This is a genomic window from Micromonospora sp. NPDC049171 (assembly GCF_040648275.1).
GTDB lineage: Bacteria > Actinomycetota > Actinomycetes > Mycobacteriales > Micromonosporaceae > Micromonospora.
Genome location: NZ_JBEZDJ010000031.1, coordinates 42,249 through 65,299 on the forward strand (window position 1 = coordinate 42,249; position 23,051 = coordinate 65,299).

At 71.7% G+C, this 23,051-nt stretch carries 23 protein-coding genes; 11 read left to right on the forward strand and 12 right to left on the reverse strand.

What is annotated here, in order from left to right; genetic code table 11:
• Positions 1 to 66: 66 nt before the first annotated feature.
• A complete protein-coding gene (locus AB0B14_RS30935) occupies positions 67 to 1,011 on the reverse strand; it encodes a Ppx/GppA phosphatase family protein (protein WP_357068299.1) in 945 nt (314 codons plus the stop codon).
• An 80-nt stretch (positions 1,012 to 1,091) separates the two neighbouring features.
• Here AB0B14_RS30935 and AB0B14_RS30940 point away from each other — a divergent pair, with 80 nt between their 5' ends.
• Complete coding sequence (locus AB0B14_RS30940; protein ID WP_357068451.1) at positions 1,092 to 1,889, forward strand: hypothetical protein; 798 nt, start codon at positions 1,092 to 1,094, stop codon at positions 1,887 to 1,889.
• A gap of 107 nt (positions 1,890 to 1,996) precedes the next feature.
• Here the strand turns inward: AB0B14_RS30940 and AB0B14_RS30945 are convergent, their stop codons facing one another.
• Positions 1,997 to 2,680 (reverse strand): response regulator transcription factor, encoded by a 684-nt coding sequence (locus tag AB0B14_RS30945; RefSeq protein ID WP_039906992.1) that lies wholly within the window; start codon positions 2,678 to 2,680, stop codon positions 1,997 to 1,999.
• A gap of 23 nt (positions 2,681 to 2,703) precedes the next feature.
• A complete protein-coding gene (locus AB0B14_RS30950) occupies positions 2,704 to 3,987 on the reverse strand; it encodes an ATP-binding protein (protein WP_357068296.1) in 1,284 nt (427 codons plus the stop codon).
• 206 nt (positions 3,988 to 4,193) lie between these two features.
• On the opposite strand from AB0B14_RS30950, the gene phoU reads away from it, so the two are divergent.
• Complete coding sequence (phoU, locus tag AB0B14_RS30955) at positions 4,194 to 4,847, forward strand: phosphate signaling complex protein PhoU (RefSeq protein ID WP_357068294.1); 654 nt, start codon at positions 4,194 to 4,196, stop codon at positions 4,845 to 4,847.
• A gap of 51 nt (positions 4,848 to 4,898) precedes the next feature.
• Here the strand turns inward: phoU and AB0B14_RS30960 are convergent, their stop codons facing one another.
• On the reverse strand, positions 4,899 to 5,666 hold the full coding sequence (locus AB0B14_RS30960; RefSeq protein ID WP_357525638.1) for a phosphoglyceromutase: 768 nt from the start codon (positions 5,664 to 5,666) through the stop codon (positions 4,899 to 4,901).
• 152 nt (positions 5,667 to 5,818) lie between these two features.
• Here AB0B14_RS30960 and AB0B14_RS30965 point away from each other — a divergent pair, with 152 nt between their 5' ends.
• Together AB0B14_RS30965 and AB0B14_RS30970 are read left to right on the forward strand one after the other, a co-directional pair.
• Positions 5,819 to 7,096 carry an MFS transporter gene (locus tag AB0B14_RS30965; RefSeq protein WP_357068290.1) on the forward strand — a complete coding sequence of 426 codons (1,278 nt, stop codon included), beginning with the start codon at positions 5,819 to 5,821 and terminating at the stop codon, positions 7,094 to 7,096.
• Positions 7,097 to 7,171: 75 nt separating this feature from the next.
• Positions 7,172 to 8,437, forward strand: coding sequence for an MFS transporter (locus AB0B14_RS30970; protein ID WP_357525640.1), 1,266 nt, complete (start codon positions 7,172 to 7,174; stop codon positions 8,435 to 8,437).
• 372 nt (positions 8,438 to 8,809) lie between these two features.
• Here the strand turns inward: AB0B14_RS30970 and AB0B14_RS30975 are convergent, their stop codons facing one another.
• From AB0B14_RS30975 to mshA, 3 genes are all read right to left on the reverse strand, one after another.
• On the reverse strand, positions 8,810 to 9,796 hold the full coding sequence (locus AB0B14_RS30975; protein WP_357525641.1) for a hypothetical protein: 987 nt from the start codon (positions 9,794 to 9,796) through the stop codon (positions 8,810 to 8,812).
• A gap of 443 nt (positions 9,797 to 10,239) precedes the next feature.
• Entirely contained in the window at positions 10,240 to 10,755 is a 516-nt protein-coding gene (locus AB0B14_RS30980; RefSeq protein ID WP_357525642.1) for a YbjN domain-containing protein, read from the reverse strand.
• Positions 10,756 to 10,848: 93 nt separating this feature from the next.
• A complete protein-coding gene (mshA, locus tag AB0B14_RS30985) occupies positions 10,849 to 12,213 on the reverse strand; it encodes a D-inositol-3-phosphate glycosyltransferase (RefSeq protein ID WP_357068284.1) in 1,365 nt (454 codons plus the stop codon).
• A 203-nt stretch (positions 12,214 to 12,416) separates the two neighbouring features.
• Here mshA and AB0B14_RS30990 point away from each other — a divergent pair, with 203 nt between their 5' ends.
• Positions 12,417 to 13,184, forward strand: coding sequence for an SDR family oxidoreductase (locus AB0B14_RS30990; RefSeq protein ID WP_357068282.1), 768 nt, complete (start codon positions 12,417 to 12,419; stop codon positions 13,182 to 13,184).
• Positions 13,185 to 13,313: 129 nt separating this feature from the next.
• Positions 13,314 to 14,111 (forward strand): class I SAM-dependent methyltransferase, encoded by a 798-nt coding sequence (locus tag AB0B14_RS30995; RefSeq protein ID WP_357525644.1) that lies wholly within the window; start codon positions 13,314 to 13,316, stop codon positions 14,109 to 14,111.
• A 174-nt stretch (positions 14,112 to 14,285) separates the two neighbouring features.
• Here the strand turns inward: AB0B14_RS30995 and AB0B14_RS31000 are convergent, their stop codons facing one another.
• Positions 14,286 to 15,368, reverse strand: coding sequence for a UDP-N-acetylmuramate dehydrogenase (locus AB0B14_RS31000; RefSeq protein WP_357068278.1), 1,083 nt, complete (start codon positions 15,366 to 15,368; stop codon positions 14,286 to 14,288).
• Between the two features lie 69 nt (positions 15,369 to 15,437).
• Here AB0B14_RS31000 and AB0B14_RS31005 point away from each other — a divergent pair, with 69 nt between their 5' ends.
• The 4 genes from AB0B14_RS31005 to AB0B14_RS31020 all read left to right on the forward strand — a co-directional run bounded on the left by AB0B14_RS31005 (position 15,438) and on the right by AB0B14_RS31020 (position 18,972).
• On the forward strand, positions 15,438 to 16,196 hold the full coding sequence (locus tag AB0B14_RS31005) for a maleylpyruvate isomerase family mycothiol-dependent enzyme (protein ID WP_357068275.1): 759 nt from the start codon (positions 15,438 to 15,440) through the stop codon (positions 16,194 to 16,196).
• 278 nt (positions 16,197 to 16,474) lie between these two features.
• Positions 16,475 to 17,482: a LacI family DNA-binding transcriptional regulator gene (locus tag AB0B14_RS31010; RefSeq protein WP_357068273.1), complete on the forward strand. Its 1,008-nt coding sequence runs from the start codon at positions 16,475 to 16,477 to the stop codon at positions 17,480 to 17,482.
• 178 nt (positions 17,483 to 17,660) lie between these two features.
• Entirely contained in the window at positions 17,661 to 18,074 is a 414-nt protein-coding gene (locus AB0B14_RS31015; RefSeq protein ID WP_357068271.1) for a RidA family protein, read from the forward strand.
• A 1-nt stretch (position 18,075) separates the two neighbouring features.
• Positions 18,076 to 18,972: a GNAT family N-acetyltransferase gene (locus tag AB0B14_RS31020; protein WP_357068269.1), complete on the forward strand. Its 897-nt coding sequence runs from the start codon at positions 18,076 to 18,078 to the stop codon at positions 18,970 to 18,972.
• 39 nt (positions 18,973 to 19,011) lie between these two features.
• Here the strand turns inward: AB0B14_RS31020 and AB0B14_RS31025 are convergent, their stop codons facing one another.
• Together AB0B14_RS31025 and AB0B14_RS31030 are read right to left on the reverse strand one after the other, a co-directional pair.
• On the reverse strand, positions 19,012 to 19,527 hold the full coding sequence (locus AB0B14_RS31025) for an O-acetyl-ADP-ribose deacetylase (RefSeq protein WP_357525646.1): 516 nt from the start codon (positions 19,525 to 19,527) through the stop codon (positions 19,012 to 19,014).
• 1 nt (position 19,528) lies between these two features.
• Positions 19,529 to 20,320 carry an EI24 domain-containing protein gene (locus AB0B14_RS31030; protein ID WP_357525648.1) on the reverse strand — a complete coding sequence of 264 codons (792 nt, stop codon included), beginning with the start codon at positions 20,318 to 20,320 and terminating at the stop codon, positions 19,529 to 19,531.
• A 63-nt stretch (positions 20,321 to 20,383) separates the two neighbouring features.
• Here AB0B14_RS31030 and AB0B14_RS31035 point away from each other — a divergent pair, with 63 nt between their 5' ends.
• Positions 20,384 to 21,352, forward strand: a complete 969-nt coding sequence (locus AB0B14_RS31035) for a WYL domain-containing protein (protein ID WP_357525650.1) — start codon at positions 20,384 to 20,386, stop codon at positions 21,350 to 21,352.
• On the opposite strand, the gene AB0B14_RS31040 is transcribed toward AB0B14_RS31035, so the two are convergent.
• Positions 21,343 to 22,257: an SDR family oxidoreductase gene (locus tag AB0B14_RS31040; RefSeq protein WP_357068261.1), complete on the reverse strand. Its 915-nt coding sequence runs from the start codon at positions 22,255 to 22,257 to the stop codon at positions 21,343 to 21,345. The two genes, AB0B14_RS31035 and AB0B14_RS31040, sit on opposite strands and share 10 nt — an antisense overlap.
• Positions 22,258 to 22,303: 46 nt before the next feature.
• Positions 22,304 to 23,041 carry an alanyl-tRNA editing protein gene (locus tag AB0B14_RS31045; RefSeq protein ID WP_357068259.1) on the reverse strand — a complete coding sequence of 246 codons (738 nt, stop codon included), beginning with the start codon at positions 23,039 to 23,041 and terminating at the stop codon, positions 22,304 to 22,306.
• Positions 23,042 to 23,051 lie beyond the last annotated feature (10 nt).

Sequence of the window (23,051 nt, forward strand, 5' to 3'; positions counted from 1 at the left end):
CGTAGCCCGGCAGCGCCGGTGCCATCGTGACGAGTGCCAGCAAACGGGCCGAAACCGGCCGCCCGGTCAGATCGGTTCAAGTTGATCGAGTCGACGGAGGATGACGCCCTCGCGCAGCGCCCACGGGCAGATGTCCAGTGAGCCCAGATCCAGGCGGCGCATCGCCGCCTCGGCGACCACGGCGCCGGCCAGCAACTGGTGCGCCCGGCCGGCGCTGACCCCCTCCAGCTCCATCAGCTGGGCCGGTGGGATGTGCCGGATGAACCCGATGACCTGCCGCAGACCCGCCCGGGTCAGGCTGCGCCGTGCCCAGAGCCCGGCACCGGAGGGCGCGGCCCCGGCCAGCCGGGCCAGGGTGCGGAACGTCTTCGAGGTCGCGACCGCCCGCTCCCAGCCCACCTGGGTCATCTGGTCGATGATCTTGTCCAGCCGCCCGTCCACGTACTCCCGGAGCTTCTCGATGGTCTCCGCCGACGGCGGGGCCGCGCTGCCCGGATCGACCCGCAGCCGCTCCCGGGTCAGCCGACCGGCCCCGAGCGGCAGTGAGACCGCGACGTCCGGGTCCTCGTCGATGCCGGCGGCGATCTCCAGCGAGCCACCGCCGATGTCCAGCACCAGCAACCGCCCCGCCGACCAGCCGAACCACCGCCGCACGGCCAGGAACGTCGACCGCGCCTCGTCCGCACCGGAGAGCACCACCAGCTGTACGCCGGTCTCGTCCCGGACCCGGGCCAGCACCTCGGCCGCGTTGGTGGCGTCGCGCACCGCGGACGTGGCGAACGCGATCAGGTCGTCCGCCGCCAGGCCGGTGGCCGCCGCCTTGGCCATGCCGACGGCCTTGACCAGGCCGTCCGCACCCGCCTCGGTCAGCGCGCCGTCGGGGCCGATCTGCTCGGCCAGCCGGAGCACCACCTTCTCGGAGTGCGCCGGCCACGGGTGCGCGCCGTGGTGCGCGTCCACCACGAGGAGGTGCACCGTGTTGGATCCGACGTCGAGGACACCCAGTCGCATGATGAAGACCATAGGTGCAACGCGTTTGCGCGGCTCGCCGGCCTGCGGACGTCACCGCGCGTACGCTGGGCCGGGTGACGATGGAGCTCCGTGTGCTGGTGGACGACCCGGGTGATCCGCGCAGTCGCGAGGTGCCACTGGACTTTCCCCGGGAGTGGATCGAGTTCACCGATCCGGCCGACGAGACGCACCTGATCCGCGCCGACCTGACCTGGCTGCTGTCCCGCTGGACCTGCATCTTCGGCAAGGGCTGCCATGGCATCATCGCCGGCCGGGCCGCCGACGGTTGCTGCTCGCACGGGGCGTTCTTCACCGACTCCGACGACGAGAAGCGGGTCCGCAACGCCGTCAAGCGGCTCACCCCGTCGACCTGGCAGCACTTCCAGCGCGGCTTCAAGAACTGGACCGCCGAGGACACCATCGACGGCAAGAACCCGGCCCGCCGCACCGCCACCCAGGGCCCCGACGGTCCGTGCGTGTTCCTCAACGACGCCGACTTCGCCGGCGGGGGTGGCTGCGCCCTGCACGGCCAGGCGCTGCGCGACGGGGTGCACCCGCTGGAATACAAGCCGGACGTCTGCTGGCAGTTGCCGATCCGCCGCGATCAGGACTGGGTGAAGCGGCCGGACAACTCCAAGGTGTTGGTCTCCACCCTGTCCGAGTTCGATCGGCGCGGTTGGGGTGCTGGCGGGCACGACCTGGACTGGTGGTGCACCTCCTCGACGGACGCGCACGTCGGCACCGAGCCGATGTACCTGTCGTACGGGCCGGAGTTGACCGCGCTGATCGGCGCTGCCGCCTACGAGCGGCTGGCCGAGCTGTGCGCGGCGCGGGTCAAGCAGGGCATGGTCGCCCCGCACCCCGCCGACGAAATCTAACCGATCTTGGTAGCAATCTTGCTACAACCTCAAGGTCGTCCGCTGACCGAGCGCGAACAGGCCGAAGGGGGCCTACGCCGAGCGCAGACCCCATTCGGGTACGCCGATCACGGCTCGAACTTGTAGCCCAGGCCCCGGACGGTGACGATGAAGCGCGGCGCCGACGGCTCCGGTTCGATCTTGGAACGCAGCCGCTTGACGTGCACGTCCAATGTCTTGGTGTCACCGACGTAGTCGGCGCCCCAGACCCGGTCGATGAGCTGGCCGCGGGTGAGCACCCGGCCCGCGTTGCGCAGCAGCAGCTCCAGCAGCTCGAACTCCTTCAACGGCAGCTGCACGGCCCCGCCCTCGACGGTCACCACGTGCCGTTCGATGTCCATCCGCACCGGGCCGGCGGCCAGCGTCGGAGCGCCCGCCTCGGCCACCTCCGGGCTCTGCCGGCGCAGCACCGCCCGGATCCGGGCGACCAGCTCCCGTGGCGAGTACGGCTTGGTGACGTAGTCGTCGGCACCGATCTCCAGCCCGACCACCTTGTCGATCTCGCTGTCCCGGGCGGTGACCATGATGATCGGTACGGCCGACCGCTGCCGCAGTTGCCGGCAGACCTCGGTCCCCGACATCTCGGGCAACATCAGGTCGAGCAGCACGATGTCGGCGCCGGTTCGGTCGAACTCGGTGAGGGCATCGGTGCCGGTCGCCGCGACCGAAACCTCGAAGCCCTCCTTACGGAGCATGTACGACAAGGCGTCGGAGAACGACTCCTCGTCCTCGACCACCAGAACGCGGCTCAACGGGGATTTCCTTTCCATTGCTGTCAGACCTGCCGTAGCCCAGCCGGACCGGACTCGATCCCAACCGGCGGCAGTGTCGCCAGCAGGTCGTCCGGTGGGCTGGCGGGCAGCCGGAGGGTGAACGTCGATCCACCACCAAGAGTGCTCGACACCTCGACCCGTCCGCCATGGTTGCTCGCGATGTGTTTCACGATTGCCAGGCCGAGCCCGGTGCCGCCGGTGGCCCGCGAACGGGCCTGGTCGGCCCGGTAGAACCGCTCGAAGATCCGGTCCACGTCGGTGGGGGCGATGCCGATGCCCTGGTCAGCGACGGCGACCTCGACGTGCTCGTCGTCACCGCGCAGGGTCACCCGCACGGTGGTGTCCTCGCCCGAGTAGTTGATGGCGTTCTCGACCAGGTTCGCCACCGCCGTGGCGAGTTGGGAGTCGCTGCCGTAGGCGGTGAGGCCCCGTTGACCGTCCACGGTCACCTCGACACCCCGGGCGGAGGCCGTGGTGCGGGTCCGGTCGACCACCTCGGCGATCACCCAGTCCAGCGCTACCGGCTCGGGTGGCGGCTGTGGTTCGGCGCCCTGCAACCGGGTCAACTCCAGCAACTCCTGCACCAGCCGACCCAGTCGGGTCGACTCGTGCTGGATCCGCTCGGCGAACCGGCGGGCGGCCACCAGGTCCTCGGAGAGATCGGGCGCCGCCGCGTCGGCCGGCTCGGTCGCGTCCAGCAACGCCTCGGCGAGCAGCTGCAGCGCCCCGATCGGGGTCTTCAGCTCGTGGCTCACGTTGGCCACGAAGTCGCGTCGCACCCGGGTCAATCGGTGCGACTCGGTCACGTCGACCGCCTCCACCGCGATGAACCCGTTGCCCAGACCCATCGCCCGCAGGTGCACGCCGAGCGGGTTCTCCCCGGCGCTGTCGCGACCCCGGGGCAGGTCCAGCTCGATCTCGCGCCGCACCCCGGTGCGTCGCACCTGGCCGGCAAGGGTACGGATCAGCGGGTGCGCGGCGATCGAGCCGGGGGTGCTGCCGGTACGCAGAAGCCCCATCGCGCGGGCGGCCGGGTTGATCAGCACCGGCACGTCGTCGTTGTCCAGGACCACGACACCGGCCCGGAGCGAGTCGATCGTCCGGCGGCCGAGCCCAGCCTGCTGCTCGTCGGCTATCGCGGGCCTCCCCCTGCTCCAGCGGGGGCTCGCGCCGCCCGTCGACGTGGAGCGACCGTCCCGCGCGGGCAGGAACCGGGGCAGCAGGAGGCCGGCGGCCAACCCGGCCACCAACGCCACGGCCACCACGACCGCCACCGCCCACTCCACCCGGCGATCGTAGGGTCATTGTTAACCTGGCTACCACACAGAACGGGACGAACCACCCGCACTTCGAGAAGTGTTCACCCCCACGTCTGGCGTCGTTCACCGTGGTTCATCCGCGGTCCGCCCGCGCCCCATACCGTTGGCGTCGCACCTGCTCAACCCCCCTGCGCCGGCACCCGTCGGCGGCGACCGAACCACAGGACGTGATGATGCGCGACGAGTTCCGGGCCGACCTCCAGATCGTCAGCCAACTGCTGGTGGACATGGCGGAGGGCGTCCGCGCCGCCATGCGCCAGGCCACCCGGGCCCTGCTCACCGCCGACCGGCAGGCCGCCGAGACGGTCATCGAGCGGGACGCCGAGATCGACGACCTCTACCGACACGTCGAGGAGCGCGTCTGTGACCTGCTCGCCCGACAGGCGCCGGTCGCCTCCGACCTCCGGGCGATGATCACCGCGCTGCACGTGGCCGCCGATCTGGAGCGGATGGGTGACCTCGCCGAGCACGTGGCGAAGACCGCGTTGCGCCGACACCCCTCCCCCGCCGTTCCGGCCGAGTTGCGGACGGTGTTCACCGAGATGTCCGAAATCGCCGACCGGATGGCCGTGAAGATCGGCTCGGTGCTGGCGAAGCCCGACGCCGACCTGGCCGGCGAGCTGGACCGCGACGACGACGCCATGGACGAGCTGCACAAGAACCTGTTCGCGGTGCTGCTCGGCGACGACTGGCCGTACGGGGTGGAGACGGCGATCGACGCCACTCTGCTGGGCCGCTTCTACGAGCGCTTCGCCGACCACGCGGTCAACGCCGGCGAGCACGTGATCTACCTGATCACCGGGCAGAGCACGCCCTCGGCGAGCTGATCCCCGGCACGACGAAGGCCCCCGGGAATCCCGGGGGCCTTCGTCGTCGGCTCAGCGGCCCTGGTTGGCGACCGCGGCGGCGGCTTCCTTCGCCGCCGTCGGGTCGAGGTAGGTGCCGCCCAGGGTGAGCGGGCGCAGCTGCGGGTCGAGGTCGTAGCGCAGCGGGATGCCGGTCGGGATGTTGAGCTTGGCGATCGCCTCGTCGGAGATCTGGTCGAGGTGCTTGACCAGGGCGCGCAGCGAGTTGCCGTGCGCGGCCACCAGCACCGTCCGGCCGGCCAGGATGTCCGGCACGATCGAGTCGTACCAGTAGGGCAGCATCCGCTCGACGACGTCCTTGAGGCATTCGGTACGCGGCATCAGCTCGGTCGGCAGCAGCGCGTAGCGGGGGTCGCCGACCTGCGACCACTCGTCGTTGTCGTCGATCGGCGGCGGCGGCGTGTCGTACGACCGGCGCCAGAGCATGAACTGCTCCTCGCCGTACTCGTCGAGGGTCTGCTTCTTGTTCTTGCCCTGCAGGGCGCCGTAGTGCCGCTCGTTGAGCCGCCACGACCGGCGCACGGCGATCCAGTGCCGGTCGGCGGCGTTGAGCGCCAGCTCGGCGGTGCGGATCGCACGGCGCATCACGCTGGTGTGCACGACGTCCGGCAGCAGGCCGTGCTCGCGCAGCAGCTCGCCGCCGCGCCGCGCCTCGCCCTCGCCCTTCTCGGTCAGGTCGACGTCCACCCAACCGGTGAAGAGGTTCTTGGCATTCCAGTCGCTCTCACCGTGTCGCAGCAGGACCAGCGTCCCGACGGTGGGCCCTTCGCTCGCAGTCATGCCGATCATCCTGCCTCAACCGCCGCGAGGACACGCGGGCAGCCGTCGTGACGACCACCACGTGAAAATGCGGATGACCAGCGGATCACCCCGCCACTAGGGTTGTAAGGCACGACAGTCATAGCGGTCATTACTTGCAAGCGGGGCGCCAGATGCGGACGATGCGGAGTTGGTTCCGGGACACCACCGGCGGCCTGCCGGCCACCTTCTGGTACCTGTGGTCCGGCACCCTGATCAACCGGCTCGGCTCGTTCGTCCTCGTCTTCCTCGCCATCTACCTCACCCAGGAACGCGGCTTCTCGGCGTCCCAGGCCGGCCTGGTGATCGGCCTGTGGGGGGTCGGCGGCGCGTTCGGCACCACAGTGGGCGGCACCCTCGCGGACCGGTGGGGCCGCCGGCCGACGTTGCTCACCGCGCACGTCGGCGCGGCCGCCATGATGCTCGGCCTCGGGCTGGCCCGGGACCTCTGGGCGGTGGCGCTGGGCGCCCTGCTGCTCGGCATGTTCGCCGAGGCGGCCCGGCCCGCGTTCGGGGCCATGATGATCGACGTGGTGCCGGCGAAGGACCGACTGCGCGCCTTCTCGCTCAACTACTGGGCGATCAATCTGGGCTTCGCCTGCGCCGCGGTCCTCGCCGGCCTCGCCGCGCAGGCCGACTACCTGCTGCTCTTCGTGGTCGACGCCGGGACCATGCTGGTCACCGCGCTGATCATCTTCACCCGGGTGCCGGAGACACGGCAGGCCCGTTCGGCCGCCGCCACCGCCACTCCCCGCGGCGCCCTGCGCACGATCCTCACCGACCGCGTCTACCTCGGCTTCGTGGCACTCAACCTGTTCGCCGCGCTGGTCTTCCTCCAGCACATCTCGATGCTGCCAATCGCCATGGGCGACGACGGCCTGAGTCCGGCCACCTACGGCTCGGTGATCGCGCTCAACGGTGTCCTCATCGTGGTCGGCCAGCTCTTCGTGCCCCGACTGATCCGGGGTCGGAGCCGGTCCCACGTGCTCGCGCTGGCATCCGTGGTGATGGGCGTCGGGTTCGGGCTCACCGCGTTCGCCGGCACCCCCTGGTTCTACGGGCTGACCGTGCTGATCTGGACGGTCGGCGAGATGCTCAACTCGCCGTCCAACTCCACACTGATCGCCGAACTCTCGCCGGCCGAGCTGCGCGGTCGCTACCAGGGCGTGTTCTCCCTGTCCTGGCAGATCGCCGGGGCCAGCGCACCGATCCTCGGCGGCCTGGTGCGCGAGCACGCCGGCAACGACACGCTCTGGTACGGCTGCGCCGCGCTCGGCGTACTGACCGCGGTGGCCCACCTGGTGTCCGGCCCGGCCCGGGAGCGGCGGGCCGCCGCGCTGCGCCGCTCCGGCGAGGCGCTGGCACCTGTCGACACCCGCCGGACGCCGCAACCCGCCGAGGCGGCCGCCTGACGACTGGCGCCGGGGCGGCCCGGGTTCCTACTCTGCACTCGAAACAGTTAAGAAAGCGAACTGTCGGGAGGACGAGTGCACGCCCTGCGGCGCCTGTGGCACGACACCGCAGGTGGGCTCCCCGCCACCTTCTGGTACCTCTGGGCCGGCCTGCTGATCAATCGGGCCGGCGCGTTCGCCATGCTGTTCCTGTCGCTCTACCTCACCGACGTACGCGGCGCGAGTCTCGGGCTGGCCGGCACGGTCGTCGGCGCGTACGGGGCCGGCGGCGCGGCCGGCGTGCTCCTCGGCGGTGTCCTCGCCGACCGGTGGGGCCGCCGGGCGACCCTGCTCGCCGCACACCTGACCACGGCCGGCCTGATGGTGGCCCTCGCCTTCAGCAAACCCCTGCTCCTGATCGCGGTGCTCTCGGCACTCGTCGGCGTGGTCCACTCGATGCCCAGCCCGGCGTTCGTCGCGGCGATCGTCGACGTGGTGCCCGCCGAACGCCGCTCACGCGCGTTCAACCTCCAGTTCTGGGCCTTCAACCTGGGCATGGCGGTCGCCTCGTTGCTCGCCGGAGTGCTGGCCGAGGCAAGCTTCACCGCGCTGTTCCTGGTCGACGCCGGTGCCACCCTGACCGCCGCCGCCGTGATCGGCTGGAAGGTGCCGGAGACCCTGCGGCTGACCGCCCCACCCGCCGACAGCCCGACACCCACGGCGATCCGGCCCCGTCGACCGGGACTGCACACCGCGCTCACCGACCGCACCTTCCTGGTCTTCGTCGGGCTCACCTTCGCGCTGGCCGTGCTCACCATGCAGACGTCGACGATCATGCCGCTGGCCATGCGCGCGGACGGCCTGGGCCCGTCGGCGTACGGGCTGGTGGTGGCGCTCGGTGGCGCGCTGATCGTGATCGGGCAACTGTTCGTGCCCCGGCTGATCGACAGGCACCGCAAGGACGTCGTACTGGCCGCCTCCACCGCGCTGCTCGCGCTCGGTTTCGGGGTGCTCGCCGTCGCCGACGAACTGCCCGTCTACCTGACCGCCGCCGTGGTCTGGACGATCGGCTCGATGCTCGCCGCCCCGCCCAACGCGCAGATCAACGCCGACCTGGCACCGCCGCCGCTACGCGCGCGCTACCAGGCGGTCTTCTACCTGACGTTCCCGGCCGCGGCATTCGTCGCTCCCACCCTCGGCGGGGTGAGCCTGCAGCACCTCGGCGAGGGGCACTGGCTGCTGGTGGGTGGGCTGGGCCTGGCGGCCGCGGTCGGGCACCTGCTCGCCGGACCACCCCGGGAGCGGCACGTCGCCGCGCTGCGCCAGGAGCAGACGCCGGCCACGGACCGGGTGAGCGCATGATCGGCGGAACACGGCAAAGCGCCCACCACGGCCCTGAGGTCGTGGTGGGCGCCCGCCGGTGGGGCCGGCGGCGGCGGGCAACACTCACCCCCGTAAGCATCGCCCGCTCAGCCGCCGGTCCAAACAGGTGGGCACCGTCCCCCAACGGTAGGTCCACCCGTCCCCTCGCGCCTCGCCTGGTGCGCGGATCTGATCGATCCGCCGCTCCCCCGAACGTTTCCAAGCGTGGCGCGGTGCAATAAAGCTAGTTCGCCCAGATTCTGGATTCAACCCAGAACGGCTGTCTCGCCGGTCACAACTGACGAGTATCCGCTGCTCGGGACTCAGTCTCTGACAACAGCCGCGTACCCGTCAGCCATTCCCGCAAACACCTCAGCCGTCCTCCCGATCGGGCGACTCGGTCCGGAAAAAGCTGCTCTGCCGGCCGTCGCGCAACTGTTCCTGATAAATCAGGTTCAGCCGCCGAAGGTCAAAGGTATAGAACCACTCATCCCAGGTGATCTCGCGAATTCGGCTACTTTCCCGGTAACCGGGGATGTTGAAGGTCAGAACGCCCGCACGGCCGTCTCGCTCGGTCCCCGCGATGGTTGCCGGCCTGGCCCCACGCCCCCGGGCCCAACGCTGGATCACCTCGTGGTTCGTGGTGATCAGGCTCCGCCCCGGCCGCTCCGGCCGGTCCTGGACCGACGAGATCACCTGCGAGCTGCGGACCGACCGTCCGGTACCCCGTCCGGTCCGGATCCCACCGGTCGTCGTGCCACTGCTGGCCGACGGGGTCGCCGCGCGCTTGGCGGGTGCCGCCCGCTTCGCGGTGGTACGCGTGGCGGGCGCCGCCCGCTTCGCCGCCGGCCGCGCCGGGGCTTTCTTCGCCGGCGCCTTACCCGCGGGCGCGGTACGGGCCGTCGTCGTCTTACGGGCCGTCGTGGTCTTACGGGCCGCCGTGGTCTTACGGGCCGCCGTGGTCTTGCGGGCGGCTGCCGTCTTACGGGCGGCCGTCGACGTCGCCGCTGTCGTCCTCTTCGCAGCTGTCGCCTTCTTCGCCGGCGCCCTCTTCGCCGCCGCCGACTTCCGCGCGGCGGTCGCCTTCGTCGCGGCGGCCCGCTTCGCGGGCGCGCTCTTGTTCGCTGGCGCGGCCTTCGCGCGGCTCGACGCCGGCCTGGCCGCCGACTTCTTGGTGGCGGCGGCACGACCCGCCGACACCCGGGTGCCGGTGGCCCGGCCCGTCGGACCGGTGCTGCTCCGACCCGCGCCGGCCCGCATCGAGCGGACCAACTGTTTCACCAGGTCGGGCTTGCGCAGCGCGGAGATCCCAGAGACCCCGCGTTTACGCAGTTGCCCGCGGATGTCGTCCACCCGCATCCGGGAGATCTCCGACTCGGAGACTCCTGGGGTACCCGGCGTCTGGTTGCCGGCCTGTCGCTTCGTCCTGGTCGCAGTCGCGCCGCGACCTGAGCTGTTCCGCTGAGCCATGGGACGCTCCGCTCCTTGACACTCCGTCCTCGGCGCGCGGGGGTCCCTCGCCGCACCGCGCGGTGCGGCATACCCGTCAGGAGCAGTCCGAACCTCCGACGACTCACCATGATCGTGCTCGATCCAGGATCGAGTGGTATCGGCGCGAGGGTGCGGCCACTACTTCCTGGTTCGAGCGTGACCGTGGCGGCGGTAGAAGCCCCAAACTCCGCTCCGGAGCGGTGCAAGTCGTCAAGATCCGCACAAGATCGGGGATGTTGCTGTCTCTCGGCGGTCGGAGGCAGCAACAACGGGGAAGTTGCGCAGATCTTGGCGCGGGAGCGCGGGGGCGGTCAGGCTGGGTCGGGGCCCGAGCCGGAGGGCTCGAAGAGGTGGGCGAACGCGGCCAGGTTGGCGGTCGACTCGCCACGCTTGACCCGCCACTCGTACTCGCGGCGGATCGAACTGCCGAAACCGATCTCCAGCATCGTGTCGAACGACTCGTCGGCGTACGTGAGCACGGAACCGAGCAGCCGGTCCAACTCGTCGGCGTCCACGCCGGCCGGGTTGACCCGACCGGTCAGGTAGACGTCGCCGACCGCGTCGGTGGAGAAGGAGACGCCGTACATCCGGGCGTTGCGCTGCAACAGCCAGGCCCACAGCTCCTCGCGGCGCTCGTCCGGCTGGCGCATCACGAACGCCTCGATCCGCAGCGCGTGCTCGCCGACGATCAGGTTGCAGACCGTCTTGAGTTTGTGTGTGCCCGGCAGGGTCACCGCGTACGAGCCGGGGCCGGTCGACTCCCAGGCCAACTCCCGCTCGGCACAGACCGACTCGATCAGGGTCGCAAGATCGCTCTTCGGGCTCACCGGACCCACTCTACGACCGACCCGGCCCGCGCACCGGTTGGCGGCAACGCCCCCGGTTCAGGCGACCCCCCTCGGTCAGCCGACGCCCACGGATCACCAGGAGCAGGAGAGTGCCGGGTCGCCTGCCAAGTCGGCCGCGAGCCGGTCCCGGTGTGCGGCGATCGCCTCGCCGTAGACGCCGAGCAGGCCGGCCACCGTACGGTCCCAGGAGAAGTGTCGGGCGTGCTGCTCGGCCCCGCGGCCCAGCACCGCCCGGAGGGCCGGGTTCGGCAGCAGGCGGCCCAGCGCGCGGGCCCAGTCGACCGGGTCGTGGCCGTCGATCAGTACGCCACTGACCTCATCCCGCACGGCGGTGACCAGCCCTCCGACGGCGGCGGCCAGCACCGGCGTACCGCAGGCCTGCGCCTCGAGGGCGACCAGCCCGAACGATTCGTTGTGCGACGGGACCGCGACGAGATCGGCCGCCCGGTACAGGGCCGGCAGGTCGTCCCCGGTGAGCGGTGGCAGGAACCGCACCCCGTCGGCGACACCGAGTGTGGCAGCCAGCTCGATCAGTGCGGTCGGACGGTCCAGTCCGCTGCCGCTGGGCCCGCCGCAGATCACCACTGTCACCTGGGCGGCCAGCGCCGGGTCGCGTTCGCGCAGGGCGGCAACCGCGCGGATCAGCACGTCGGGGGCCTTGAGCGGCTGGATCCGACCGACGAAGGCAACCACGTACCCATCGGCTGGAAGCCCCAGCCGGCGGCGGGCCGCGCGGGCGGCCGCGGACCGGTCGCCCGGCGCGGGCCGGAACCGGCCCAGGTCGACACCCGGCTGTACGACGGACACCCGGGCCGGATCGGCGTCGTACCTGTCGACGAGGTCACCGGCCTCGACCCGGGTGTTGGCGACCAGGCGGTCCGCCTCGGCGACCACCTGCTCCTCGCCGATCACCCGGGCCTTGGGCTCGGGCCGGTCGCCGGCCGCGAGCTGGGCGTTCTTGACCTTCGCCAGGGTGTGCGCGGTGTGCACCAGCGGCACCCCCCAACGCTCCTTGGCCAGCCAGCCGACCTGGCCGGAGAGCCAGTAGTGGGAGTGGATCAGGTCGTAGTGCCCGGGCGGGCGGGACGCTTCGGCGCGCAGCACCCCGGCGCTGAAGGCGCACAGCTGACCGGGCAGCTCTTCCTTGGTGAGGCCCTCCAGGGGGCCGGAGGTGATGTGGCGGACCTGCACCCCGGGTGCCATCTCGACGACCGGGGGCAGGTCGCCGGAGGTGGCCCGGGTGAAGATCTCCACCTCGACGTTGGCTTCGGCGAGTCGCCGGGCGACCTCGAGGATGTAGACGTTCATGCCGCCGGCGTCGCCCGTGCCGGGCTGGTGCAGGGGGGAGGTGTGCACCGAAAGGGTGGCGATACGGCGAGGCCGGGGCCACGGTTGGGCACCTCGCTGACGCCCGACACCGGTGTGCAGTTCCGCCACATCCGCTCCTTTGTCACGGTAGATGCCATCTCGCACGACCGGTGCTTCTCGGTCAACCTGTACGCCAGGTGTCATCTTCCCCATCGGGCTTCGGAAATTCCCCGGCGCGGGTCCCGGGGGTGACGGACCTCATCACCGCACGCCCATCGATGGCCGCCCCGCCCGGTCCGCTCGGGTCCCACGGGCGGGGGGACAATGTCGCAATGACCCCTGTCGCCATCGTCACCGGAGCGTCCAGCGGAATCGGCGCGGCCACCGCCCGCCGGCTCGCCGCCGAGGGCTTCCACGTGCTCGCCGCCGCCCGTCGCGCCGAGCGGCTCGCCGACCTGGTCGCCGACATCACCGCCGCCGGCGGGCAGGCCACCGCCGTGACCTGCGACATCACGTCGGACGAGTCGGTGGCCGGGCTGGCCGAGGCCGCCGCCCAGGCCCCCGGGCCGGTCACCCTACTTGTCAACAACGCCGGCGGGGCGCGCGGGCTGGACCCGGTGGAGTCCGGCTCGGTCGCCGACTGGCAGTGGATGTACGACGTGAACGTGCTCGGCACGCTGCGGGTCACCCAGGCGCTGCTGCCGGCGCTCGAGGCGTCCGGCTCCGGCACCATCGTGGTGGTCTCCTCGACCGCCGGCCTGACGGTGTACGAGGGCGGGGGCGGCTACGCCGCCGCGAAGCACGCGCAGACCGCCATCGCCGGCACGCTCCGCCTGGAGTTGTGCGGCCGACCGTTGCGGGTGATCGAGATCGACCCGGGCATGGTGCAGACCGAGGAGTTCGGGCTGGTCCGCTTCGAGGGTGACGTGCAACGGGCCGCCGCCGTCTACGCCGGGGTGCCGGGGCCGCTGGTGGCCGAGGACGTCGCCGACTGCATCGCCTGGTGCGCCACCCGCCCCGAGCACGTCAACATCGACCGGCTGGTGGTCCGGCCGCGGGCGCAGGCCGCACAGCACAAGGTCCACCGGGTCGGTCAGTGAAGCGCGAGGAGTGAGCCGGGTCTGCGAGCCCCGCAGTCGCGAACAGAGACGACGCCGTGAAGCGCGAGGAGTGAGCCGGGTCTGCGAGCCCCGCAGTCGCGAACGAGCGCCGACCGGGCAGGGTGCGGAGTGAGCGGCGGGGCGCGGCGCCGGCCGTTCGGTGTGGTCACGCGTGGCACGACCAACCCGAACCGGCTCCGTCGGGTGGACAACTGGATCGTCGCCACCTGCGCCGACCGACTGTTGGCGGCGGAAGACCCCCTGGTGGTCGACCTCGGCTACGGCGCCAACCCGGTGACCGCTGTGGAGTTGCGCGCTCGGCTGGCGGCGGGGGTTCGTCCCGACGTACGGCTGGTGGGGTTGGAGATCGACCCCGCCCGGGTGGCCGCCGCGGCCCCGGCCGCCGATCCGCCCGGCCTGACGTTCGCCCGGGGTGGGTTCGAGTTGGCCGGGCTCCGGCCGGTGCTGGTCCGCGCGTTCAACGTGCTTCGACAGTACGACGAGAGCGAGGTCCCGGAGGCCTGGCGGACGATGACTGCCGCGCTCGCCCCGGGCGGGGTGCTCGTCGAGGGCACGTGCGACGAGTTGGGGCGGCTCGCCAGTTGGCTGCTGATCGACGCCGACGGCCCACGGACGCTGACCCTGGCCGCGAAGCTCACCACGCTGGGCAGCCCTGCCGAGTTGGCCGAGCGACTGCCCAAGGCGCTGATCCATCGCAACGTCCCCGGTGAGCGGGTGCACGATCTGATCCGCGCTCTGGACGACGCCTGGCAGGCCGCCGCCCCGTACGCCACGTTCGGCCCCCGCCAACGATGGCTGCGAGCGGTAACGCGTCTCCGCGAGTCAGGCTGGCCCATCCTCAACAACCCCACCCGCTGGCGCCAGGGCGAACTAACCCTCCCCTGGCCCCTCCCCACCCTCCCGTAACCCACCCGCCCCGCCCACCCCTCGCCCACCCGCGCCTCGCCAGCCCGACCGCGTTGATCATGGAGTTGTGGTGGCCGCTTTAACCCCGATCGGGGTAAACGTCCCCCACCACAACTCCTTGATCGACAAGAGCGGGGGGTGGGGGTGGGTGGGGTGGGTGGGTTTGGGGTGGGGTTAGAGGGTGCAGTTGATGAGGACTGGTTCGGGGTGGAGGGTTACGCCGAAGCGGGCCTGCACCGTGTCGCGGATGTCTCGGGCCAGGGTGAGCAGGTCGTCGGTGCTGGCCGTGCCGCTGTGGTTGGTCAGGGCGAGGGTGTGCTTGCTGGAGATCGAGACTCCGCCCTCGCCGGGGTGCCCCTTGGTGAAACCGGCCTTGTCGATCAGCCAGGCCGCGCTCACCTTGACCAGGCCGTCGGCTCCCGGCCAGGCGGGCGGGTCGCCCAACTCGGCGGAGCGCTCCAGGAGCAGCTCGTACGTCGCCTGGTCCAGCACCGGGTTGGTGAAGAAGGAACCGACCGAACGAGTGTCCGGGTCGGTGGCGTCGAGCACCATGCCCTTGCCCGCGCGCAGCCGCAGCACCGCCGCTCGGGCGTCCGCCAACGGCACCTGGTCGCCCACCTCGACACCGAGCGCACGCGCCAACTCGGCGTAGCGCACCGGGCCGGAGAGCGGGGACCGGGTGAGTCGGAAGTCGACGGACAGCACCACCCAGCGGTCCCGGTACTTGAAGATGCTGCCCCGGTAGGCGAACCCGCAGTCGGCGGCGGGGATGGTGTGGCGGGCGCCCTCGACCCGGTCGTACACCTCGACGCCGGTGATCGTCTCGGCGACCTCCTGGCCGTACGCGCCGACGTTCTGGATCGGGGTGGCGCCGGTCGAGCCGGGGATGCCGGAGAGGCATTCCAGCCCGGCCCAGCCGTTGGCCACCGTGGCGGCGACCAGGTCGTCCCACGGCTCACCGGCGTCGACCCGTACCGTGACGGATTCGGCGTCCTCGGCGACGACGCTCAGGCCACGGGAGCGCACCAGCACGACGGTGCCGGCGAAGCCCGGCTCGCCGACCACGACGTTGCTGCCACCGGCCAGGATCAGGACCGGCTCGTCCGCGGCCCGGACGGCCCGGACGATCTCGTCGGCACTGCCGGCGGTCACGATCCGCTCGGCCGGCCCACCCATCCGTAGAGTGGTGTAGTTGGCCAGTGGACCGGGGATGGCACGATCGGCTTCGGTTGTCGGCTGGGCGGAGGCGTCTGGCACGCCCTTCACCTTAGGCTGACTGATAGCCGTGGCACCCACTGGTCGCCCGGCACCCCCGGGAGGATGGCGATGAGCAGACTGCAGGGCAGCAAGGATTTCTGGATCGGTGCGCTCCGAGCGGAGGGCCCGGCGTTCGCGGCGGCGGTGGCCGAGGCACCGCCGGAGACACCGGTTCTGTCTTGTCCGGGCTGGACGGTCAACGACCTCACACTGCACCTCGCTGGCGTCTACCACTGGGTTTCGTCGTTCGCCGGGTCCGGCCAGACCGCTCAGCCGGCCCGCCGGGAACCGCTTGCGGCGGACCCGGGCGTGAGCCCGCTCCAGCTGTGGCAGCAGGGGTACGACAGGCTGATGACCGTCTTCGACGGGCTCGACCCGGAGGCACCGGCGTGGAACTGGGCCCCGCAGCCGAAGAAGGCCGGCTTCTGGCCGCGTCGGATGGCGCACGAGACGGCTGTGCACCGGTGGGATGCCCAGCTCGCCATCGCCGCCGGTGATCCGGTGGAGGCGAAGCTCGCGGCCGACGGGGTGAGCGAGGTGCTGGACACCTGGCTGCCGGCGGGTCGGCGGCGGACGCCGGGCGACTGGCGCGGGGTGGTGCAGCTCACCGCGACCGACGCGGCTCAGGAGTGGTATTTGCGGCTGCGCGGCGAGGGGGTGGCGCTGCTCGACACGGCGACCATCTTCGATCACGACGATCATCACGCTCGGGCGCAGGTCAGCGGCACGGCGAGCGACCTGTTGCTGGCGCTCTGGGGCCGGGTGAGCTTCGAGACGCTTGTCGTTGCCGGCGATCGTGCCCTGCTGGACGGCCTGCGGGCCAAGTGATCGATTCGGCATGATCGAGGGCGTCACCCCGCCGGGTGGCGCCCTCGATCGGGTCGGGAGTCGTGGACCCGAGAGAGCGCTCTCTTGACAGGGCGTGCCGCATCGGCCACCCTCGGCGGGGCGCTCTGCCGTGGCGGTCTTCTCGTATGGTCATTCCTGGACACCTCTACTGGGCCGAGGGTCACCGCGAACGGTTCGGGACGCGGCGCGTCGACCACCTGACCCAGCGGCGCGGGGTGTTTCCCGGAACGGGCTGTGACGAGCGGGGGGAAGGCACGATGACGACGGCGCAACGGCCGACGCTCGAAGCGGTGGCGGCGCGGGCCGGGGTGTCCCGGGCCACCGTGTCCCGAGTGGTCAACGGCTCCACCACCGTCGCCGAGCCGATCCGGGAGGCGGTCACCCGGGCCGTCGCCGAGTTGGGGTACGTGCCCAACCTCGCCGCCCGCAGCCTGGTCACCCAACGCACCGACTCGGTCGCCCTGGTCATGCCGGAGGCGGCCACCCGGGTCTTCTCCGACGACCAGGTCTTCCCTGGCATCATCCGCGGCGTCAGCCAGGAGCTGGAGGCGGCAGACAAGCAACTGGTGCTGATGCTCGCCGGCTCACCGGCCGGGCACCACCGGGTCGAGCGGTACACCACCGGCCGGCACGTCGACGGGGTGCTCTTCGCCTCGCTGCACGGTGCCGACCCGCTGCCCGGCACGCTCGCCCGGCTCGGCATCCCGGTGGTGGTCAGCGGCCGGCCGCTCGGCGACGTGCCCGTGCCGTACGTCGACGTCGACCACGTGGCCGGCGTGACCGCGGCCATCCGACACCTGATCAACAGCGGTCGTCGGCGGATCGCCACCATCGCCGGCCCGCAGGACATGGTCGCCGGCATCGAACGGCTCAGCGGTTACCGCAGCGCGGTAACCGACGCGGGGCTGCCCGAGCTGATCGCCGTCGGTGACTTCACCCGGGAGTCCGGGTCGGCGGCGATGCGTCAACTGCTCACCGAGCACCCCGACCTGGATGCCGTCTTCGCCGCCTCCGACCTGATGGCACACGCCGCACTGCGGACGCTGCGCGAAGCCGGCCGGCGGGTGCCGGAGGACGTCGCCGTGGTCGGCTTCGACGACATCGAGACCGCCGCGTACACCGAGCCACCGCTGACCACCGTCCGGCAGCCGATCGTGGAACTCGGCCGGCGGATGACCCGTCAACTACTCAGGCTGGCCGCCGGGGAGACGATCGAGCAGGCGGTCATGCTCCCCACCGAACTGATCCGCCGCGCCTCCGCCTGACCGGTCGCACCCGGCCCCGCGTGCCGCGTGCCCGCGGCAAGATCCGCACAACTTCGGGGTTGTTGGCGCCTCACGGCGTCCGGAGGCACCAACAACCCTGAAGTTGCTGCCTCCTCGGCGTGCCGGGCGCGGGCTTAACTCCTCGCTGCGGCGGGCGATCATCGTTAGCCTCGCCACCATGCCTGATCATGTCGCGTTGCTGCGCGTCCCCGCACTATCCGACGTCGCCGAATACGCGTACGCGGCCACCGTCGAGCCAACCGCCCGACTGGTCTTCACCGCCGGCGCGTGCCCGCTGGACGCCGAGGGTCGCACCGTCGCGCCGGGCGATCACGCCGCACAGGCCCGGCAGGTGCTGGCGAATCTCCAGACCGCCCTCGCGGCGGCCGGTGCCACCCGCACCGACGTCGTCAAGACCACCGTGTACGTGGCGTCCTCCCGGCAGGCCGACCTGGTGACCGTCTGGGAGGTGGTGCGCGACTTCTTCGGCGACCACGACCCGCCCAGCACCCTGCTCGGCGTCACCGTGCTCGGCTACCCCGACCAGCTCGTCGAGGTCGAGGCCGTCGCCGCCGTACGGGCGGGGGCCTGACATGCGGATCCGTGTGGCGCAGCCGGACGACGCCCCGGCGGTGGTGGCCCTGCGGGCGACGGTCTTCCCGTACCTCGTGCGCGGGGTCGAGTCGACCCGGAAGATGATCGCCGAGCCGCCGCCCGAGGAGGACTGGACCGCGTTCGTCGCCGAAGCCGACGATCGCGTGGTCGGTTGGGTGTCCGCCGAACGCATCGGGACGACCGCAGCGGCGGACGTCGGTGGCATCAACCTGCTGCACGTGCACCCGGAGCACCGGCGGCGGGGCATCGGGACGGCGTTGCTGACCGCCGCGACCGACTACCTCCGCCCGTTGGGAATCCGCCGGGTACGTGCGATGGCACTGCCGGATGCGCTGCCGTTCGCCCGTCGACACGGCTACGAGCCCAGCCGAGAGGTTCGCTACTCGGCGCTCGACCTGAATCCGGCACCCGCGCTGCCCGAGCCTCCCCCCGGCGTACGGCTGCGTCCGATCGCCGATGTGGACCCGCACCTGCTGTACGTGGCGGACGTGGCCTCGGCCGTCGACGAACCGAGCGACGTGCCGGTCGACGCGAAGAGCTACGAGAGCTGGCAGTACGACGTGTGGGACAACCTCGGGCTGGACAAGACGGCCAGCGTCGCCGCCGAGGTCGACGGCGTGGTGGCCGCCTTCAGCCTCGTGAAGCGGGACGGGGACCGGATGTGGTCGGACTACACGGGCAGCGTTCCGGCGTACCGGGGACGTGGACTGGCCCGGCTGGCCAAGACGGCGGCGCTGCACCGAGCGGCCGCCAACGGCGTGCGCGTCGCGTACACCTCGAACGACGAGGCCAACGCGCCCATGCTGGCGATCAACGCCCGCCTGGGCTACCGACCGGTGACGTCCCAGTGGTCCTGCCTGGCCGACCTGACCTGATCGAGGCGGGAGTAGCCGCAGGAGCGGCGGGGGCCGCCGTCAGGCAGCGTCGAAGAGCTGGCGGGCTGTCGCGTGGGTGTCGGCGCCGAAGAGCACCAGGCGTGCCCCGGTGACGGCGACCGGCGTGGCCGAGCGCAGCACCGACAGCGCCTGCCGGACCGCGTCGTCGAGCGGCCAGCCGTAGATGCCGGCGGAGATCAGCGGGAACGCCACAGTGGACGCGCCCAGCTCGTCGGCCACCCGCAGGCTGTTGGCGTAGCAGTCGCGCAGCAACGCCGACCGGTCCTCGCTGGCCGACCAGACCGGCCCGACGGTGTGGATCACCCAGCGGGCCGGCAGCTCCCCGGCCGTGGTCGCCACCGCCTGACCCGTGGGCAGGCCCCTGCCGTAGTGGGACGCCCGCAGCGCCCGGCACTCGGCCAGGATGGCCGGCCCGCCGCGCCGGTGGATCGCGCCGTCGACGCCACCGCCGCCGAGCAGGGAGGAGTTCGCGGCGTTCACGACGGCGTCCACCCGCTGGGTGGTGATGTCCCCCTCGACCAGGGTGATCTCCATGTCAGTCCCTCTCGATCGATTGGCCCAACGATCGACGGGCCAGCAGGGTGGCACCGGCGACCGCCGCCGGCATGATCAGCACCGCGCCGAGCGGGATGAGGAAGCAGAGGAAGACCGCCACCCCGAAACCGAGCGAGGTGGCTCGGTCGGTCTTCAGGATCGTCCGGCGCTGCGGCAGCCGCATCCCCCGCCGGTAGAACGGTGCACCGACCAGCTCCACGGCGAGGAACCACCCGCCTACCGCCGCCCCGATGACCGGAACGACAGTCTGCCCGACCACCGGGATGAAGCCGGCGAGGAACAGCGGAATCCCGACCAGCGCCGTGAGCGCCACCAGCCGTACCGAGTCGGCGAGGCTGCGGCGCAGCGACGACCAGAAGGGCACGTCCACCGCGCCGGGCGTGCCGCCGTACCGTTGCTCGACCTGCTCGGAGATCTTCTCGTAGAACGGGTCGCCGATGACCAGGGTCACCGCGGTGAAGGTGAGCACTCCGAGCAGGCCGCCAACCCCCAGGAAGGCCAGCCCGGCGATCACCCGGACCAGGCTGCGGGAGGTGCTCGACCAGTCGTCGGCGAACGGGGTGACGAGCGCGGCGAGGTCGTCCACGAAGTACACGAGCGTGGCGAGCGCGGCCAGGAACAGCGCACCGGAGATCAGCGCCGGCACGATGCCGAGCAGCATCAACCCCGGGCTGCGGACGTAGAGGCCCAGCCCGCGCAGGAGCAGCCCCGCCCCGGCGAGGAAGCGTCCGACGACCCCGGTCACCGGGCTGGCGATTCTGCTGGCATCCACGATCGAGCAGCCTAGCGAGCGGTGATCGGATCCGCCCGACGGTGAGCGGGGCAGGATGGGCGGGTGCGTGCCTCCCGACTGATCTCGTTGCTGTTGCTGTTGCAGTCGCGCGGGTCGATGACCGCGAGCGAGCTGGCGCGGGAGTTGGAGGTCTCCGAGCGGACCGTCTACCGGGACGTGCTGGCCCTCTCCGCCGCCGGGGTGCCGGTGTACGCCGACCGGGGTCGGGCCGGCGGTTACCGGCTGCTCGGCGGCTACCGCACCCGACTGACCGGGCTGAGCCGGGACGAGGCGGAGGCGCTCTTCCTCAGCGGCCTACCCGGGCCGGCCGGCGAGATGGGCCTCGCCGACGCGGTCGCGTCCGCCGAGCTGAAGGTGCTCGCCGCGCTGCCACCCGCCCTGCGCGACGCCCCGGCCCGTACCGGGCAGCGGTTCCACCTGGACGTACCGGGCTGGTTCCGGGAGACCGCGCCACCGCTCTGGCTTCCCGAGCTGGCCCGGGCGGTCTGGGCGGACCGGGTGGTGGAATTGCGCTACCGGCGCGGCGACCGGGAGGTGAGCCGCCGGGTCGAGCCGTACGGACTGGTCCTGAAGAGTGGGGTCTGGTATCTGGTCGGCCGGGTCGGCGACGGTGTGCGCACCTACCGGGTGGACCGGGTCACCGGGGTCGAGGTGGGCGAGGAGCACTTCGACCGCGACGGGGGTTTCGACCTGGCCGGGCACTGGCGCGAGCAGGCCGGGTCGTTCCTGCGGACCATGCTGCGGGCCGAGGTCGCCGTCCGGCTCAGCCCCGCCGGCCTGCGCCAGCTCCGGCACTTGGTCGATGCCCCCTTCGTGTACGACGAACTGGTCGCCGCCGCCAGTCCGCCCGACGGGCAGGGCTGGGTGGTGGCCCGGCTGCCCGTCGAGTCGGTCCAGGTGGCGTACCACCAACTGCTGGGGCTCGGCCCCGAGGTGGAGGTGCTCGATCCACCCGAGCTGCGGAAGCTGTTCGCCGAGGCGGCCGACCGCCTCGGCGCGCTCTACCGGTAGCCGGTGACGTCCGCCGGCTTACCCGCGTCGACCACCTCGGTGATGTAGCGGAAGCCCTCTGGTTGGCTGCCGTCGAGGTCGGTGAACCCGTACACCTTGGACAGCGTGCCGGCGTCGACGGACCTGCCGCTCCAGCGGTCCTTCTCCTCGTCGGCGGCGAGCGCGGCCACCGCCCGGCCGACGAAGGCCGGGGTCTCCGAGATGAGGAAGTTCGGGTCGGTGGCGGCACCGTCGCGCCAGTTGTCCTCGGTGACGCCGAAGTGCTCCAGCATCGCCTCGGAGCGGATCCACCCGGGGGTGAGCGCCACCGCCGTGCAGCCGTGCGGCTTCAGCTCGTGCGCCTGGCTGAAGGCGAGCCGGTTGACCGAGACCTTGGCCAGGTCGTAGAAGACCGACAGCCGGTAGTTCTCGTCGTTGTACGCCTTGGTCCCGTCGCCCATCTCCACCACCAGACCGCCGGGCTTACGGATCAGCAGGGGCAGGGCGAAGTGGCTGGTGATGATGTGCGTGTCGATGGCCAGTCGCAGGGTGCGGAAACCCGCCTCCAGCGGCTGCTCCCAGACCGGCTTTTCCCAGGTCACCAGGGGGTCGCCGCCCCAGATGTCGTTGACCAGCACGTCGAGTCGGCCCTGCTCGGCGTCGATCCGGGCGACCAGGTCGCGGACCTGTTCGGGCACCAGGTGGTCGACCCGCACGGCGATGCCGGTGCCGCCGGCCGCGGTGACCAGCTCGGCGGTCTCCTCGATGGTCTCCGGCCGGTCCATCTCCGAACGGCCGGCGCGGCTGCTGCGACCGGTGGCGTAGACGGTGGCACCAGCGGCGCCGAGCTGGACGGCGATCTGCCGGCCCGCACCCCGGGTGGCACCGGCGACGAGCGCGATCTTTCCTACGAGCGGCTGTGTCATACCTGCGAGATTGTCAGCGATACCTGACAACCGCCGTCCGAATTTGTCAATCGACAAGTCGGACGCGTACCCGGCGGTTGGCCCGGCCCTTGCTCTCCACCTTGACCACCTGCACCTTGCCGATCTGCGCGGTGGACGCGACGTGGGTGCCGCCGTCGGCCTGCACGTCCAGCCCGACGATGTCGACGATCCGGACCTCCTGCTCGTCCGGCGGAATGAGGTTGGACTGGGTACGGATGATGTCCGGCAGGGCCAGCGCCTCGGTACGCGGCAGCACCCGGGTGGCGACCGCCCGGTCGGCGGCCACCTCGGCGTTGACCAACTCCTCGATGCGGCTCTTGAAGTCCGGGGGCACCTCGGGGAGGTTGAAGTCCATCCGGGCCTCGCCCGGCTCCATCGAGTTTCCGGTCACCAGCGCGCCGAAGTCGCGGAACACCACACCGCAGAGCACGTGCAGGCCCGAGTGGGTACGCATCAGCCGGCTGCGGCGCTCGTCCTCCAGCGCGCCGACGACCTCGGTGCCGGCCGGCGGCAGCGGGTCACCCTCGGCGGGGATCAGGTAGAGGTCGTCGCCCTTGCGGGTGCCGACGATCCGGGTCTGCACGCCCTGCCACAGCAGCACGCCGTGGTCCGGTGGTTGGCCGCCGCCGCCCGGGTAGAACGCCGATCGGTCCAGCACGATGCCCTGCTCCGGGTCGGCGTGCAGGACCGTACAGGTCCACTCGCGCAGGGTCGGGTCGGCGAGGTCGAGTCGGTGTGTGCGGCCGTGTTGTGTGACACCCATGACAGGGCAC